The sequence below is a fragment of the Cuniculiplasma thermophilum genome (assembly GCF_052315355.1).
Classification (GTDB): Archaea; Thermoplasmatota; Thermoplasmata; order Thermoplasmatales; family Thermoplasmataceae; genus Cuniculiplasma.
On the sequence record NZ_JBLSDF010000005.1, the window covers coordinates 37,369 to 51,781 of the forward strand.

The window sequence follows — 14,413 nt, forward strand, 5'->3', positions numbered from 1 at the left end:
ATTATTTGTCCAGGACAAATTTGTAACCGTAGTGGATAACACCACTTTTGCCGTCTTCAGAAATTCTTCTGAAGACGCTTTTTACCTTTGCACCAATTTTTACATCCTCTGGTTCGCAGTCCACTATCTGTCCAGTAATTGTTGGCCCCTCATTCAATTTTATTATGGCAAGTACATATGGCTTTTGTCTCACAAAGGCCGGAGGCGCCTCATGAACTACTGTATAGGAGACAATTTCCCCATTTCCCTCGATTTCCACCTGCGTCATCTTTCCAATTGAGTCTCTGTGACAGACAGGGCATATTTCCCTTGGTGGGAAGTATACTCTCTTGCAGTTTTCGCATCTCCTGCCAACCATTCTGTATCTACTTGGCATTTCTCTCCACATTCTTGAAAGCTCACCCATTTATTCCACCCCCAGTATATGAACAAGAGCAGCAGCTCCGGAACCAGCCTGACTGTGTGTCATGGCATACTTTGCATTCTTTATCTGTCTCTTGCCAGCCTTATTCTTCAGCTGATAGTAAGCTTCAACTATCTGGCCTACTCCAGATGCTCCATATGGAAATCCCTTAGCCTTTAGACCGCCGGACGGGTTTACAGGAAGATCGCTATCCAAACCAATACCGTTCTTAATGAGTTCCGATGCCTTTCCTTTCTTTGCAAATCCAAGATCCTCCAGAGCCATGAGGCCATAAATGCTGTAAGAATCGTGTATCTCAACCATGGAGATATCCTTCAGTTTCAGACCAGCTTGCTTAAGGGCATTTTCTGAAGCTATTCTTGTTGGCTCCACCGTGTAAAGTGATTCTCTGGAATGCAACGCAAAGGGACCCTGAGAAATTCCGGAGCCCATGACCTTAACTCCTTCGATTCCGTGTTCCTTCACATATTTTTCAGAGGCAAGAATAACGCTTGAAGCCCCATCACTAAGGGGTGCACAGTCCATAAGGTTCAGAGGTTCGGCAATTGGTGTAGCTCCCAGAGCCTGCTCGATTGTGATCTTGTTTCTGAAATGGGCACTCTCATTAAGTGCTGCATTGAAATGGTCATTTACCGAAATCTGTGCAAGAATATCCTTGGGAACACCGAAATCAGTCATATATTTTTTTGCAGATAGGGCTGCAAGGGCAGCAGGTGTTGCTCCAATGAACGCCTCCCATTCTCTGTCTATGATGGATGAGGTGATATCTATGATTTCATTGCCGTAAAGTTCAGTCATCTTTTCAGCCCCTCCAACCATGGCCAGATCGAATTCACCTGACCTTATGCCGAGATAGGCCTCCCTGAATGCTGATGCTCCGGAAGCTGTGGATGTCTCCACTCTCACGGATGGTATAAACTCAGAGGCAATTCCTGCGTGATCAGACATCAGTGCACTGAGGTGCTCCTGCATACTGATATCACCACCCAGGGCATTACCCATGTAAATGGCACCCAGATCCTTGGTCCTTATTCCTGCACTTTCTACTGCCTTAAGTCCGGCCTCAACAGCTATCTCTCTGAGAGACTTATCCCAGAGTTCTCCGTATTTGGCCTCTCCTGCTCCAATTATGTATACATTATTCAATTTCCTCACCAAAAACTATTTTTTTCTTGAATTTAGCATAAATTGCGTAATCAACAAATTTAACATCCTCAAGCATTTTTCTAATGGTTATTACATTCCTTCTATGCAATTCCTCTATCTTATCTGTAACCTCTATGTGAAAAGCATCTGAACCAGCACCTGATCCAAAAGAAACGGCCAGTATTTTATCCCCTTCCTTTGCCACATCAAGTATGGCGGATAAACCAGTCATCATAGATGCGGAATATGTATTTCCAATCACTGGTGTCAAAAGGCCTTCCTTGTACTGCTTTTCCTGGAAGCCAAGCACCTTGGCTGCCCTTGTTGGGAATTTTCCATTTGGCTGGTGGAATACAGCATAATCGTAATCCTCAGGTTTTGTCTTCATTCTCTCCATCATCAATTTGGCGGCACTTGTTACATGCCTGAAATATGCAGGTTCTCCCGTGAATCTTTCACCGTGAGTCGGATAGGGTTGGCCTTCTCTCCTCCAGAAATCTGGTGTATCGGATGTAACTGAAAGTGTGCTCTTTATCTCTGCTGCAACATTCTCTTTACCCACAATCATAGCAGTACCTCCTGCTGAGGCACTGTATTCAAGGACATCTCCCGGGGCACCCTGAGAAGTATCTGCACCTATGGCCATTCCATATTTTATCATTCCAGAGTCAACAAGCCCCATCACGTTCTGAATACCGGCAGTTCCAGCCTTACAGGCAAATTCATAGTCTGCAGCGAACATGCTAAAGTTGGCACCTATGGCTGCAGAAACTATGGTTGCAGTGGGTTTGACAGCATAGGGGTGGCTCTCAGAACCAACATATATTGATTCAATACTTTCTCCCTTCATTCCTCCCCTTTTCAGAGCATTCCTTGCAGCTTCAACCGATATGGTTGCGGTGTCCTCATCAGGCGAAGGAACAGACTTACTCAATATGAATATCCCATTTTTGATGTTTTCAGGGTCTTCTCCCCAGACCCTTGCTATTTCATCAGGTTTAACCCTGAATCTGGGGATATAGCTCCCATAACTAACGATTCCACTCATTATTATCCGCCAAACACTTCATGATTTTATTTAAAAATTGCTGAATATGTATTCGGCAATTGTCTAATTAATCCCTCTTTAAGAAATGAAGTGTGCCTATAAGGAAAGTGCACTCAGCAAGATAATGGTTAAAATATAAAGGCAAAAAAGGTATACAATGTACTCATAAATTCTAAATAGTCTTTAAAAATACCTTTTAAGGTGTATTTATGGACGAAATGTCCCCAAACGCAAAAAAAGTTTATGAATCGCTAAAAAAAATTGGCGCGGTTTCTGAAGAGAAGCTTAAAACTGCTGACGATATAATGAAAGCTTCCGGTCTTGGAAAGGCTCTTGTAGCATCAGCCCTTCAAGAATTGACAAATAAGGGTTATGTGAAGAGGGTAGCAAGGCAAAAAAGCGCCGGATATTTTGCCTCTAAATAATTAAGATTCAATACTTTTAAATATTGACTTTTTATCAAATAACTGCTGCAATGACTACTTTGGTTTTGAATGTTGATAGGGACAACGACTTCGGTGTTAAGGCCGGCATTAAGGGGCCGCTGATTGGTTATTCCCAATGTTATAATGCAGCAGTTAAACTTATTACGGTAGATCCTGAGGATTCTGATGCGAACGCTCTTTTTGGCGCACTGAAACATTACGAGCATCTCCAGTCGAAGGGTGAGGATGTAGATATAGCCCTAATAACAGGCGACGAAGATGTTGGGGAGAAGTCAGATGAGATCCTTTCCTCCCAAATTGAGCAGGTGATTGGTACTGGGAAATATAATGATGTGGTGCTCATATCTGATGGAGCAGAGGATGATTATATAATACCTCTTATTCTGTCAAGGGCCAAGATAAGATATGTGAAGCATATAATAGTGAGGCACAATCAAAACATAGAATCTCTTTACTATTATATAGTAAAAGCAATGCAGGATAAGAAGCTGATAAAGAAAATATATATCCCTGTAGGCCTCATACTTCTTACCTATGGAGTAACAGCACTTTCCTTTGCCATATTTTTTGATTTTATAGGAAAGAGCGCTGTAAATCCATCATTTTATGCCTTTACTCTGGTAACAGTTGTAATAGGTGGTTATTTTACAGAGAGAGGGTTTGACATAAAGGATCATCTGATGGTTATGATACGGGATATAGAGACCTACTCAGAGGAGGCCAGACTTATGTTCATATCTTCCATAATATCCATAGGCATAATACTTGTGGGTATCGCATCCACTTACAGTATTTTCTATAATACATCCATGCTCCCTCTGAACCGTGTATTGTACTTTTTCCAGATATTCAGTCTATGGGTATATGCCTCGATCATCTCAAGGGCACTCTTTAAGATTGCAGATATTTATGTAGGTGGTTCAAAATCCTCATCCACACTTTACTATGCCATATCATTCTCTGTTTCAGCAGAGATATTATTATTCGGTATCATAGGTTACATCAGATATGCCCTGAAATTCACAGGTTTTGGTTATTCCTTATTCTCCATAGTTTTAATTGTGCTGGGTGTCTCAATTGCTCTTATAACGGCCGGAATTCACAAAAGAAAGGATATCGCTACAGCAATATCTCCCATTGGTAAGGATGGTCAGTGATTTGGACTGGTCCCTCACATATGACGAAATTTGCAGAAATCTGGAAATAAACTGTCTTGATGATGATATATCCGCACTATATCTTTCAAAATTTGAAAGCAAATCTCATTTCCTATGGAAGAGGCTCAAATATCTGACTGGAAGACCTTTCATAGTGATTGGGAATAGTCCTGATGTGTCCCAGGAGGACTTCATCAAAGCATATGAAAAAAATGAAGTGATAGTGGTTGGAGACAGTGCACTCAGGCTAATCCCAAGTAGGATTGTGCCAGAAATAATCGTTTCAGATCTGGATGGAAGCATTCCCGACATAGTCTTGAGGGTTCAAGAGGGTAGCATTCTATTTCTTCATTCACATGGTGATAATATGAACAAAATAGAAGAAAATATCAAGGGATTTGATGGTTTCTATATCCCTACAAGGCAGGGGAGAAGACCCAAGTCTATGTTTAATCCATGCGGATTTACGGACGGTGACAGGGCAGTAATGATAGCAAGATTTTTGGGTGCTAAACGAATAAGGCTCTTTGGTTTTTCCTTTGAAAGAGCATATGAAAAGGGCAATACAGTATTGAAAATGAAAAAGTTGCAATTTGCCAAAAAAATTATAGAATCAGTTAAAGACGTCGAGATATTGTATGTGTAAATTCCTGATTAATTCAGGAGAGCAATTAAATTCAATATTTTTCAATTTTTCCGTTTCTATATATCACGGGAAAATCAGCAATTCCTCTGGATAGGGCAATCTCCACATCATTTCCTCCCCCTATCATGGATAGTCTTTTTGTCCCTTTTCCTTCCCTAGTCTTCCCTATGAATTCTGACACAATGTCCCTACTATTGATCAGAAGTTCCCTGAAACTCTGAGCGAAAAATATATCTTCATCAGCAACTCCGTCGGGCCTTCCGGAAGTTATTATGTCAATTTTTTCCAGATTTAGATTTCTCACAGCTTTATAGGTACTGTCTATGTTCACAAAGGACGAAATGAAAATTATTTCACTATTTTTTATCTTTTGTAAAACCTTTGTTCCATTGGTTGATGTGAAAATAACGATTTTACCATTAAAATCAATTTTGGACGATTCATAGGGGGAATTTCCAATATCAAATCCCGGAACTTTGAAACCGTATCGCTCTCCAGCAAGGATATAATCTGAATTATTTTTTTTAAGTTCCTTTGCCTCAGCAATTGTTCCAACCGGTATTATGTATGATGCCCCGTTTTTCAACATTATGGGCATGGTCGATGTTGATCTGTAAACATCCACTAGAATCTTACTATTTTTGCTAAATTCCTTTGTGCTTCGACCATCAATAATATTTACATCCATATGAGTAGAAGGTAAAAAGGTATTAAAATGAAATGAATATGGGTAAGAGAAATTACATGGCACAAGAAGTTAGAACAATGGTAGAAGGGGGAAAGGCCACAACCGGGCCTCCTCTCGGTCCTGCACTTGGACCACTTGGCTTGAACCTGGGACAGATCGTAAAAGAGATCAACGAGAAGACGAAGGACTTCGCAGGAATGCAGGTACCAATCATTTTAACGGTGATTGATCCTGCAAAGAAAACCTACGAAATAAAGGTAGGAGTACCCCCAACATCTGCCCTCTTAAAGAAGGAACTTGGGATACAAACCGCATCAGGAAAGAGAAAAGAGGTCACCGCTGGGGATGCCACTATGGAACAGATTAAAAGAGTTGCCTCTGCAAAGATGGAAGGTATGATGGCCAACGATCTGAGGGGGGCAGTACTGGAAGTCCTTGGAACAGCCTTCTCAATGGGGATAAAGGTTGACGGAAAGGATGCAAAGGACGTTCAGAAAATGATTAAGGAAGGTCAGATTTCCGTCGAATGAGGGAAACTATTTAATCATATGTATGTATACGTCTACTCATAACCCGTGAGGGTTATCCCGTAATACTGAGGCACAGTCCACAGGAGGGAAATGTATGACATTGGAAGAAATAATCAAAGAAGCAAAAAAAGCAGGGCCAGAGAGAAAATTCCTGGAAAGTCTGGAGTTATCCATAAATCTGAAGGGAGTTGATCTTAGTAACCCTAAAAACAGGATAAATGAAGAGATTGTACTACCCAAGGGTAGGGGAAAAGACCTTAAGGTGGCAGTTTTTGGAAGCGAAGATATGAAAGAAAAAGCCAAGAATTCAGCAGATTTTATATATGGTGCCGAGGATCTTTCAAAATTTGCAGATAATAAGAAGACTTTCAAGGCGCTAGTAAATCAGATTGACTTCTTCATAGCTGAGGCAAGCTTAATGACTGCAATTGGTAAGTCCTTGGGTCAGGTTCTCGGTCCAAGAGGAAAGGTTCCAAAACCACTACCTCCAGGTCAGGATCCAAGTCCTTTCATCAATTCCTTGAAGAAAACCGTAAGGGCAAGAAGCAGAGATAAGAGGACTTTTCACATACCTGTGGGGACAAGAGCAATGAGTGATGAGGATATTGCCACGAATGTAAGGGAAGTTGTAAAGAGAATAACCGGAAAGCTTGAAAAAGGCTCCGGTAACATAGATTCAATTTACATTAAGACCACAATGGGCAAGGCCGTAAGGATCAGGGAAGGTGATATACAATGACGAACACACCTCAATGGAAGGTAGAAGCCGTCAATGAGACAGCTGATGAAATAAGCAAGAGCCCTGTCACAGCAATTGTAAGCATTAAAGGTCTCAGAAACAAGCAATTTCAGGGAATAAGGAGGGCCTTAAGGGGGAAGGCTAAGATAAAAGTAATGAGAGGAACATTATTGGAGAAGGCCATTGATAAGGTCCAACTCCCTGAGATAAAGAAGCTTAACCAGTATGTAAATGGGCAGATAGCACTGGTCACAACATCAATGTCACCTTCAGCTCTTTACTCAAGTCTGGAGAAATCAAGACAGAAGGCTGCTGCCAGGGGAGGAGAAATCGCTGACGAGGACATAGTGGTTCCTGCCAAGGAAACAAATTTCCCTCCGGGACCCATGATAAGCGAATTTCAGAAGGTCGGTTTACAGGCCGCCATTGAAAAGGGAAAGATTGTAATCAAAAAAGAAATGGTGATGGTGAAAAAGGGCGAGAAGATTTCCAAGGAAAAGGCAAAAGTACTTGAAAAACTTGAAATATTGCCCCTTAATATAGGATTAGACATAATAACTGCATATGAGGAAGGAGTAATATTCAGCAAAGAAGCTATGTCTATTACACCGGAGTCACTCTCTTTGGAGATTGCAAGTGCATTTTCCAAGGCAAAGGCACTGGCTACAGGCGCTGTATTCCTTGTGAAGGAAGTTGTGCCTGAGCTCATTGTGAAAGCAAGGAGAGAGGCAGAGTCTCTTGCAATGGCAGGTAACTACGTTGATGAGGCTAACATCCAGATATTCCTGATGAAAGCTGCATCACAGGCAGCGGCTATTCAGGAATTAAGCGAGGATAAGCCAAAAGCGGAAGAAACTAAGGAAGAGGAAAAGAAGGAAGAAGATACAGGAGCAGGGTTTGGAGCCCTGTTTGGATAAGGAGGTTAGAAAAATGGAATATGTATATGGAGCTCTGTTGCTACATGCAGCAGGCAAGGAAATTGATGAGGACAAGCTGAAGCAGGTACTGGTACAGGCCGGAGTCACACCAGATGAAGCAAGACTAAAATCACTGGTTGCAAGCCTCATGGAGGTTAACATAGACGATGTGATAAAGAACGCTGCTGCAGCACCAGTAGCAGCAGCCGCACCAGCTGCAAAGGCTGAGGCACCTGCAAAGAAGGAAGAGAAGAAGGAAGAAAAGCCAGAGGCAAATGACGAAGATGCAATGGCAGGTCTGAGCTCACTGTTCGGATGAAAAAATGATGAACTGGAAGGAGTTTATATCAGGTATAGTTTTATACCTGTTGCCTGCAATTCTGTTCATCGTTTCAATAGCAGTGATTCCCAACGCTTTGTGGGTTGCCATTTCAGTAACGTGGATATTTACCTCTATTTTTTATAAGGTGCTTACACTCCCAGATGAAGGCGGAAGAAAAGATTCAAAGGGAAACTATTAACTTTCTTCATAGAAAAAATTTTTTAAATTTAACTTGAAATATGGTTTATTATAAATTATCTGATTTTATATCTTCATTAGATCAATGGTAATCGTTTTTCACGGGACGAAAAAAGTAAAGGGAAATTAAAATGAATCATATGCAGACCCAAAGGATCGCTTTGAAATGTTTTTAAAAAAATTAGTACTGCTCAGGATTTGGCGGCAATTTTTTCTTTAGCACCAATCCAATTATAAGTATTATAAAGCCAATGAAACCTAATGCACCACCGGCCAGAAGTATGATTGCGTCGCCCACTATAGAATCAGGATTCAATACGCTCACAGAATTGCTTGGTTGTGATGTGGAGTTTGAAACTATGTAATAATTTCCAGGGCTGCTTACAGTGAATGTGTATAGAATTTTTGAGGATACACTTGTATGGGTACTTGGCGCAATGCCTAGGGTTTTAAGGTTACTCTGATTGAGGCTACTTAAAGAAGAAGCAGATACAAGGTAAACACTGCTTGATGACGACTTATCTTCAATTAAATAATTTGTACCATTAACGGTTATGGCATTTGTTCTCCATAAATTATTTCCGAGGCTTACCTCAGTGGATTGCGTGGTACTTATCTTTACATGGGGGGCCAATATTTGAGCTCCACCAAAGAATAATCCAACACCAATAATCAAAAGTACAATTCCCACTATGACTATATTCTTTCTCATGGGTTATCATATCAAGATCGAATACGGTTAATTAAATTTTGTTCTATAACAACGGCTCAATCTTTTCTCTCATGTCAGAAATGATATCAACCGGCGCATAAAAATGCATATAAAGGAATGACACACCTGCAATATTTTTAATGGGAACTACCAATACAGTAATTATGAAGATTGTGGAATGCGTTCCAAATTTCAGTGAAGGTAAAGATAGGGAAAAAGTTGAAATGATAATTAAGGAAATTTCATCAGTGGAAGGAGTCAAGATCCTTGATTCGGAAATGGATCCGAATCATAACAGGTCTGTGGTCACATTTATCTGTGACCCATCATTGGCGGTCGAGGCTGCGTTCAGGGGGATAAAAAAAGCGTCAGAGCTCATAGACATGAACACGCACAAAGGGGAACATCCAAGATTTGGAGCTGCTGATGTGATTCCATTCATACCTGTATCAGAGATGACAATAGATGAATGCAATCAATTGGCTGTAAATCTGGGGGAAAGAGTTGGAAAGGATCTTGGAATTCCTGTGTTCCTGTATGGTGAAGCCGCAAGGTCAGAATTTAGAAAGAATCTGGAAAATATAAGAAACAAGAATTTCCAGTTTGAACAGATAAGGGAGCACATTAAGGAGGAGAAATATAAACCGGACTTTGGGCCATCTGAGGTTGGATCGGCGGGTGCCTCTATTATTGGATCAAGAGATTTTCTAATCGCATTCAATGTTAATCTGAGAACAGAAGATATAGGCATTGGAAAGAAAATAGCAAAGGCACTCAGGGCCAAAGATGGTGGACTGGCATTTGTTAAGGCACTGGCATTCTATCTGGATGATAAAAAATGTGTGCAGATATCCATGAATTTAACCAGTTTCAGAAGAACACCAGTATACAGAGCATATGAGATGGTAAAGATGGAAGCGTCATCTTACGGGATAGATGTAATTGAATCTGAAGTTGTGGGGTTAATTCCAATGGATGCTCTTATTGATTCAATGAAGTTTTATATGAGGGCTCATAGTTTTAAGAGTGATCAGATATTTGAAAGGAAGGTATGGGAATGATAGATCTAAACAAATTCCTAAATGAGCTTTCATCAGATTCTCCTGCACCGGGAGGTGGTTCTGCATCGGCAATTACAGGAATGGTAGCGGCTGCGCTCTCCTCAATGGTGGCAGGCCTTTCCATGAAGAAAAAGGGTTATGAAGACAGGAGAAATGAATTTGAATCCATTGTGAGAGAGTGTAAGGATTTAATGGAACATTTTTCGGACTTAGCCGAAATGGATACCATTGCGTTCAATAATATAATGGAAGCAAGGCGTCTCCCAAAGAATACGGATGAGGAGAAAAGAACGAGAGATTTGGCTATAGAGAAGGCCACAAAGGCGGCAATATCTTCTCCATGGAGAGTTGCATCTGCCTGTAGAAGGGTTCTCTCCATATCACTTAGAATGATGGACATTGGTATACCGGGGGCCATAACCGATGCTGCTGCATCCATGAATATGGCAGTTTCTGCGCTCGAGAGCTCTCTTTACAACGTCTCCATCAACCTCAAATATATGGGCAACAAAGATTATGTGGAGAACGAGGCAATAAAGATCAAGATATTCATGGAGGATGTTCATTCCTTAAAGTCTTTGGGGGAAGAAAGGGTAAGAAAGTCAATTGGCAAGGAATTTATGTGGTGATTTTTCTGGAAGTTAATGAAAAAGCGGCAAGGATTGAGGATATAAGGGAAGCATCAGCATTCCTGAGGGAAAAGATAGAGCGGACTCCAATGATATACTCCAGAACATTCTCCGATATGTTTGGAGCACCAATATATCTCAAACTTGAAAATTTTCAGAAGACCGGTTCATTCAAAACAAGAGGTGCCCTATTTAAGATGTCTAAGTTGAGCAATGAGGAGAAGTCTTCAGGAGTTGTAGCTGCCAGCGCAGGCAATCATGCACAAGGGGTTGCCTTTGCAGCAAAGATTAGTAAAATAAGTTGTAAAATTGTAATGCCAACTTATACAATAAGTGCCAAGATAAATGCAGTAAAGAATTATGGAGCAGAGGTAGTACTAAAGGGGGATAGTTACAAGGAGGCCTTTCAGGAGGCAAAGAGAATTTCTGTGGAGGAAAAGAGAACATTCATAGACGGTTTTAATGATCGCTGGATCATTTCCGGCCAGGGAACCATTGGTCTTGAGATCCTGGAAGATCTCCCATCTGTTAAAAATGTCATAGTTCCTGTTGGTGGGGGTGGCTTGATTTCTGGAATTTCCGCGGCCTTAAAGGAATCCGGGAAGGATATTAGGGTCTATGGGGTGCAAAGTGAAAACTGTGATTGTGTTATTCAGACCATGGAGGGAAATCCCAATCCCTCATCCCGTGGTTTCACTATTGCCGACGGAATAGCAGTTCAAAATCCAGGAGATATTAACATATGGATGATACAAAAGTACGTTGACAGAATTGTCACAGTTAACGACGAACAGATGGCATATGCACTTTTCAAGTTATTGGAGAGGCAAAAGATAGTTGTTGAGGCTTCAGGAGCAGCTCCACTGGCCTCTCTTATGTCAGGTAAGATTGATCTCAGAGGTGAGCCCACTGTACTGGTTGTATCTGGGGGAAATATAGATCTTTTACTTCTTTCAAAGATAATATATAAGGGGATGGAGACCGATATGGGATTGATCAGGATAGAATGCAAAATTCCTGATAGACCTGGAACATTACACAGAATAACATCAGCCATATCCATGTCCGGAGCAAACATATTCCATGCTGAAGTCGATAATCTTTCCCAGGATACTCCTGTGGGTTATCAGAGCATTCGTTTCAGTGTAAATGTACGTGATGGTGATCACCTGGATGGCCTTCTTCAAAAACTGAGCGAGATTGGATATCATTTCCATATAGTGAAGGACTAGTTTTTGCTGACAATCGTGATTATGTCACCATCGGCAAGCTCGTAGTCCAAACCAACTCTCATATCATTTACCCTTGATCTGGTGCTTGAAAGTACGGCATATCTAAAAGATTCGAGCATTTCCCTGCTTATTTTTCTGCAAACATCCCTGACGGTTGCTCCCTTCCTCAGAACTAATGGTCTTTCCATATCTGTCCTTCCTGACTTATCTCTCAGAAAAATCCTCACCAGCTCCAGAGATTCATATAATTTCTCCTTTAGATCATCTATACCCATCCTTGAAGAGGCCGAAACCTTGACTATCTCCCCATATTTTCTCATTCCCTCAACCAGTTTTTCATCATGGGGCATATCCATTTTATTTATGACCACCAGTGCCGGGAGATAGACAACATTTCCTCTGAAAAAATCAATCAGATCATCGTCGTTTACGTTTTCCCTTATGAATATCTCTGCATTTGTTATTTTAAATTCCTTTGCCATTTCCCTTATTCTATTATCGTCAATGTTTACGCTTTTGGGCTTCCTGACTCTTATTCCACCTGTATTTGCCCTTTTCATGGAGATGTTTTTTCTTTTTCTGTTCACAACAATTCCAGACTTCCTCAATTCCTCAATAATACGATCCATTCCCTTGCATTCATTGTCTGTTACCAGAAGAATCAGATCTGCCGCTCTTACCATGCTCAGAACTTCTCTTCCCCTTCCCGATCCAAGTGCTGCATTATCAATAATTCCAGGAAGATCAAGTATCTGTATCTGTGTTCCCCTGTATTTTAGAGTTCCCGGGATAACCTTCAGGGTGGTGAATGCAAAATTTCCAACCTCACTCTCAGTGCCCGTGATCGCGTTCAATAAACTACTTTTTCCCACATTTGGATACCCAACAAGAGCCACCGTTGCATCTCCAGATTTGGGTACGGAAAAACCAGATCCACCACCTGAATGCCTGTGACTCTCAGCCTCCATCTGTAGTCTGGCCATCTTTGCCTTCAGGAGACCTATGTGAGATTCAGTTGCTTTATTGTATTTTGTTTTATGTATTTCATCTTCTATTTCCTTTATTTTTTCTTCTATCGTTGTCACAATAGGCACTCTCCATACTTGGATCTTATTTTTGAATATTTTACCGAATTCTCAACCTGAATATGGGAATCCACATCTCCATTATTCAATGTAAGCATAAATATCCCAGACCATCTTAATTTTAGTCTTCCAAACACTCCTCATTTAAACACCATATTCAATAAAGTTAGATCTTTCTCAGGAGCACAAATCTGACACTGTGATCCTCGACCTTCTTCATAATAAGATCTGCATGGTATTTTGTTCCTTCAATGTTCTCCTTCAGATTCTTTCCATTTATGTTATCCCAGATCTGGCTTGCAATTCTTATGGAAGTTTCATCATCTATTTCAGAATATTTCTTAAAATATGACTGAGGATCAGTGAAGGCCGTTCTCTTCAATTTCAGAAATCTTTCAATAAACCACTTTTTTATCATATCTTCTTCTGCATCTACATAAATTGAAAAATCAAAAAAATCCGATACCATGAGGTCAGGATTGGCTCCATCTATCTTCCTCGTGTGAGTCTGTAATACGTTCAAACCTTCAAATATTATTATATCTGCATCTTTGATAATTTCATATTTTCCTTCAACTATGTCGTAAATAAGGTGGGAATAAATTGGCACTCTTGTATTATTTTCACCTGATTTGACTCTATACAGGAAGGAAAGCATCCCTTTTAGATTGTAGCTCTCGGGGAATCCTTTCCTGTCAAGAATCCCCCTTCTCTCGAGTTCAGAGTTATTATATAAAAATCCGTCTGTTGTCACAATGTATACATTTGGAGCTTCGGGCCATAAAGAAATCAGTTTCTTCAATATTCTGGCTGTCGTACTCTTCCCAACTGCTACACTACCTGCAATTCCTATGATGTAGGGTATATTTTCATTCTCTATTCCAAGAAATTCCCTTCTTGTTTCGTTCAGTCTACGATAATTGTCATAATATACCTTGAGGAGCCTTGACAGCGGGGCATAAATCTCCCTTACTTCTTCCATAGAGAGTTTCTCATTCAGACCTTGAATTTCATCTAATTGTTCCTGCGTGAGGTCTATTTTCAAGCGTTTTCGCAGTCTTTTCCACTTTTCCCTATCAATTTTGACATATGGAGTATCCGGTTTTATAGGTTTATCTGCCTGGTACGTGAGGGATTATACAAAGCTACTTATTAAAATTGGCTACTCCCTTAATCTATTTATTCTTCCTAAGGATCAAAATAGTACGGTACATCAAGGGAAAATTAAAGGGGATTTAGGTGTATCCAATTACAGTTTGATAGAATTTCCAATTATAATGTAAATTTATCTCCAGAGGATTTCGAATAACCACCCTAATTCTGCTATCTTCGTTCTGTAGTTCGTGATTTTCATTGCAATATGAACAATAACAGCATTTTCAAGTTCTATTTATCCAGATTTCCCTTGTATTTCATGTAAATCTTCATAGCTA

General features: G+C 40.5%; 18 protein-coding genes. 11 read left to right on the top strand and 7 right to left on the bottom strand.

The features are described 5' to 3' along the window. Nucleotide 1: 1 nt before the first annotated feature. Genes ACNF42_RS01485 through ACNF42_RS01495 form a run of 3 tightly spaced genes read right to left on the bottom strand, consistent with a single transcriptional unit; the run spans nucleotide 2 to nucleotide 2,618 of the window. The gene (locus tag ACNF42_RS01485; protein ID WP_443338127.1) at nucleotides 2-406 is read right to left on the bottom strand and encodes a Zn-ribbon domain-containing OB-fold protein; all 405 of its coding nucleotides are present in this window, start codon (nucleotides 404-406) and stop codon (nucleotides 2-4) included. Beyond that, the gene (locus tag ACNF42_RS01490) at nucleotides 407-1,579 is read right to left on the bottom strand and encodes a thiolase domain-containing protein (protein WP_443338129.1); all 1,173 of its coding nucleotides are present in this window, start codon (nucleotides 1,577-1,579) and stop codon (nucleotides 407-409) included. It abuts the gene before it with no gap. Then, complete coding sequence (locus tag ACNF42_RS01495; protein WP_443338131.1) at nucleotides 1,563-2,618, bottom strand: hydroxymethylglutaryl-CoA synthase; 1,056 nt, start codon at nucleotides 2,616-2,618, stop codon at nucleotides 1,563-1,565. The genes ACNF42_RS01490 and ACNF42_RS01495 overlap by 17 nt, the downstream gene beginning before the upstream one ends. Before the next feature lie 209 nt (nucleotides 2,619-2,827). On the opposite strand from ACNF42_RS01495, the gene ACNF42_RS01500 reads away from it, so the two are divergent. From ACNF42_RS01500 to ACNF42_RS01510, 3 genes are read left to right on the top strand one after another with little or no spacing between them, the layout of a single operon-like run. Next, complete coding sequence (locus ACNF42_RS01500) at nucleotides 2,828-3,043, top strand: transcriptional regulator (RefSeq protein WP_443338134.1); 216 nt, start codon at nucleotides 2,828-2,830, stop codon at nucleotides 3,041-3,043. Between the two features lie 50 nt (nucleotides 3,044-3,093). Continuing rightward, nucleotides 3,094-4,221, top strand: coding sequence for a DUF373 family protein (locus ACNF42_RS01505; RefSeq protein WP_443338136.1), 1,128 nt, complete (start codon nucleotides 3,094-3,096; stop codon nucleotides 4,219-4,221). Beyond that, nucleotides 4,211-4,867, top strand: a complete 657-nt coding sequence (locus ACNF42_RS01510; RefSeq protein WP_443338138.1) for a 6-hydroxymethylpterin diphosphokinase MptE-like protein — start codon at nucleotides 4,211-4,213, stop codon at nucleotides 4,865-4,867. Before ACNF42_RS01505 ends, ACNF42_RS01510 begins: the two co-directional genes overlap by 11 nt. Before the next feature lie 31 nt (nucleotides 4,868-4,898). On the opposite strand, the gene ACNF42_RS01515 is transcribed toward ACNF42_RS01510, so the two are convergent. Further along, nucleotides 4,899-5,555 carry a 2-phosphosulfolactate phosphatase gene (locus ACNF42_RS01515; RefSeq protein ID WP_443338140.1) on the bottom strand — a complete coding sequence of 219 codons (657 nt, stop codon included), beginning with the start codon at nucleotides 5,553-5,555 and terminating at the stop codon, nucleotides 4,899-4,901. A gap of 56 nt (nucleotides 5,556-5,611) precedes the next feature. Here ACNF42_RS01515 and ACNF42_RS01520 point away from each other — a divergent pair, with 56 nt between their 5' ends. The 5 genes from ACNF42_RS01520 to ACNF42_RS01540 all read left to right on the top strand — a co-directional run bounded on the left by ACNF42_RS01520 (nucleotide 5,612) and on the right by ACNF42_RS01540 (nucleotide 8,262). Continuing rightward, nucleotides 5,612-6,085 carry a 50S ribosomal protein L11 gene (locus tag ACNF42_RS01520; protein WP_443338142.1) on the top strand — a complete coding sequence of 158 codons (474 nt, stop codon included), beginning with the start codon at nucleotides 5,612-5,614 and terminating at the stop codon, nucleotides 6,083-6,085. A gap of 94 nt (nucleotides 6,086-6,179) precedes the next feature. Continuing rightward, nucleotides 6,180-6,824 carry a 50S ribosomal protein L1 gene (locus ACNF42_RS01525; RefSeq protein WP_443338144.1) on the top strand — a complete coding sequence of 215 codons (645 nt, stop codon included), beginning with the start codon at nucleotides 6,180-6,182 and terminating at the stop codon, nucleotides 6,822-6,824. Then, nucleotides 6,821-7,741 carry a 50S ribosomal protein L10 gene (locus tag ACNF42_RS01530; RefSeq protein WP_443338146.1) on the top strand — a complete coding sequence of 307 codons (921 nt, stop codon included), beginning with the start codon at nucleotides 6,821-6,823 and terminating at the stop codon, nucleotides 7,739-7,741. The genes ACNF42_RS01525 and ACNF42_RS01530 overlap by 4 nt, the downstream gene beginning before the upstream one ends. 13 nt (nucleotides 7,742-7,754) lie before the next feature. Continuing rightward, the gene (rpl12p, locus tag ACNF42_RS01535; RefSeq protein ID WP_443338148.1) at nucleotides 7,755-8,060 is read left to right on the top strand and encodes a 50S ribosomal protein P1; all 306 of its coding nucleotides are present in this window, start codon (nucleotides 7,755-7,757) and stop codon (nucleotides 8,058-8,060) included. 4 nt (nucleotides 8,061-8,064) lie between these two features. Then, nucleotides 8,065-8,262 (top strand): hypothetical protein, encoded by a 198-nt coding sequence (locus ACNF42_RS01540; RefSeq protein ID WP_443338150.1) that lies wholly within the window; start codon nucleotides 8,065-8,067, stop codon nucleotides 8,260-8,262. A 180-nt stretch (nucleotides 8,263-8,442) separates the two neighbouring features. On the opposite strand, the gene ACNF42_RS01545 is transcribed toward ACNF42_RS01540, so the two are convergent. Next, nucleotides 8,443-8,973 carry a hypothetical protein gene (locus ACNF42_RS01545; RefSeq protein ID WP_443338152.1) on the bottom strand — a complete coding sequence of 177 codons (531 nt, stop codon included), beginning with the start codon at nucleotides 8,971-8,973 and terminating at the stop codon, nucleotides 8,443-8,445. A gap of 161 nt (nucleotides 8,974-9,134) precedes the next feature. Here ACNF42_RS01545 and ftcD point away from each other — a divergent pair, with 161 nt between their 5' ends. Genes ftcD through ilvA form a run of 3 tightly spaced genes read left to right on the top strand, consistent with a single transcriptional unit; the run spans nucleotide 9,135 to nucleotide 11,895 of the window. After that, nucleotides 9,135-10,034, top strand: coding sequence for a glutamate formimidoyltransferase (gene ftcD / locus ACNF42_RS01550; RefSeq protein ID WP_443338164.1), 900 nt, complete (start codon nucleotides 9,135-9,137; stop codon nucleotides 10,032-10,034). After that, nucleotides 10,031-10,663, top strand: a complete 633-nt coding sequence (locus ACNF42_RS01555; RefSeq protein WP_443338155.1) for a cyclodeaminase/cyclohydrolase family protein — start codon at nucleotides 10,031-10,033, stop codon at nucleotides 10,661-10,663. The genes ftcD and ACNF42_RS01555 overlap by 4 nt, the downstream gene beginning before the upstream one ends. Then, nucleotides 10,657-11,895, top strand: coding sequence for a threonine ammonia-lyase (ilvA, locus tag ACNF42_RS01560; protein ID WP_443338158.1), 1,239 nt, complete (start codon nucleotides 10,657-10,659; stop codon nucleotides 11,893-11,895). Before ACNF42_RS01555 ends, ilvA begins: the two co-directional genes overlap by 7 nt. On the opposite strand, the gene ACNF42_RS01565 is transcribed toward ilvA, so the two are convergent. Then, the gene (locus tag ACNF42_RS01565) at nucleotides 11,892-12,980 is read right to left on the bottom strand and encodes an OBG GTPase family GTP-binding protein (protein ID WP_443338160.1); all 1,089 of its coding nucleotides are present in this window, start codon (nucleotides 12,978-12,980) and stop codon (nucleotides 11,892-11,894) included. The two genes, ilvA and ACNF42_RS01565, sit on opposite strands and share 4 nt — an antisense overlap. Before the next feature lie 166 nt (nucleotides 12,981-13,146). Then, entirely contained in the window at nucleotides 13,147-14,088 is a 942-nt protein-coding gene (coaA, locus tag ACNF42_RS01570) for a type I pantothenate kinase (RefSeq protein WP_443338166.1), read from the bottom strand. Nucleotides 14,089-14,413: the final 325 nt, after the last annotated feature.

Bases quoted from the DNA above. Each gene is read 5' to 3' on its own strand.
- ACNF42_RS01540 (WP_443338150.1), top strand. From the start codon at position 8,065: ATGATGAACTGGAAGGAGTTTATATCAGGTATAGTTTTATACCTGTTG.
- ACNF42_RS01555 (WP_443338155.1), top strand. From the start codon at position 10,031: ATGATAGATCTAAACAAATTCCTAAATGAGCTTTCATCAGATTCTCCT.
- ACNF42_RS01485 (WP_443338127.1), bottom strand. From the start codon at position 406: ATGGGTGAGCTTTCAAGAATGTGGAGAGAAATGCCAAGTAGATACAGA.
- ACNF42_RS01545 (WP_443338152.1), bottom strand. From the start codon at position 8,973: ATGAGAAAGAATATAGTCATAGTGGGAATTGTACTTTTGATTATTGGT.
- rpl12p (WP_443338148.1), top strand. From the start codon at position 7,755: ATGGAATATGTATATGGAGCTCTGTTGCTACATGCAGCAGGCAAGGAA.
- ACNF42_RS01525 (WP_443338144.1), top strand. From the start codon at position 6,180: ATGACATTGGAAGAAATAATCAAAGAAGCAAAAAAAGCAGGGCCAGAG.
- ACNF42_RS01530 (WP_443338146.1), top strand. From the start codon at position 6,821: ATGACGAACACACCTCAATGGAAGGTAGAAGCCGTCAATGAGACAGCT.
- ACNF42_RS01510 (WP_443338138.1), top strand. From the start codon at position 4,211: ATGGTCAGTGATTTGGACTGGTCCCTCACATATGACGAAATTTGCAGA.
- ACNF42_RS01515 (WP_443338140.1), bottom strand. From the start codon at position 5,555: ATGGATGTAAATATTATTGATGGTCGAAGCACAAAGGAATTTAGCAAA.
- ACNF42_RS01500 (WP_443338134.1), top strand. From the start codon at position 2,828: ATGGACGAAATGTCCCCAAACGCAAAAAAAGTTTATGAATCGCTAAAA.
- ACNF42_RS01505 (WP_443338136.1), top strand. From the start codon at position 3,094: ATGACTACTTTGGTTTTGAATGTTGATAGGGACAACGACTTCGGTGTT.
- ACNF42_RS01520 (WP_443338142.1), top strand. From the start codon at position 5,612: ATGGCACAAGAAGTTAGAACAATGGTAGAAGGGGGAAAGGCCACAACC.
- ACNF42_RS01495 (WP_443338131.1), bottom strand. From the start codon at position 2,618: ATGAGTGGAATCGTTAGTTATGGGAGCTATATCCCCAGATTCAGGGTT.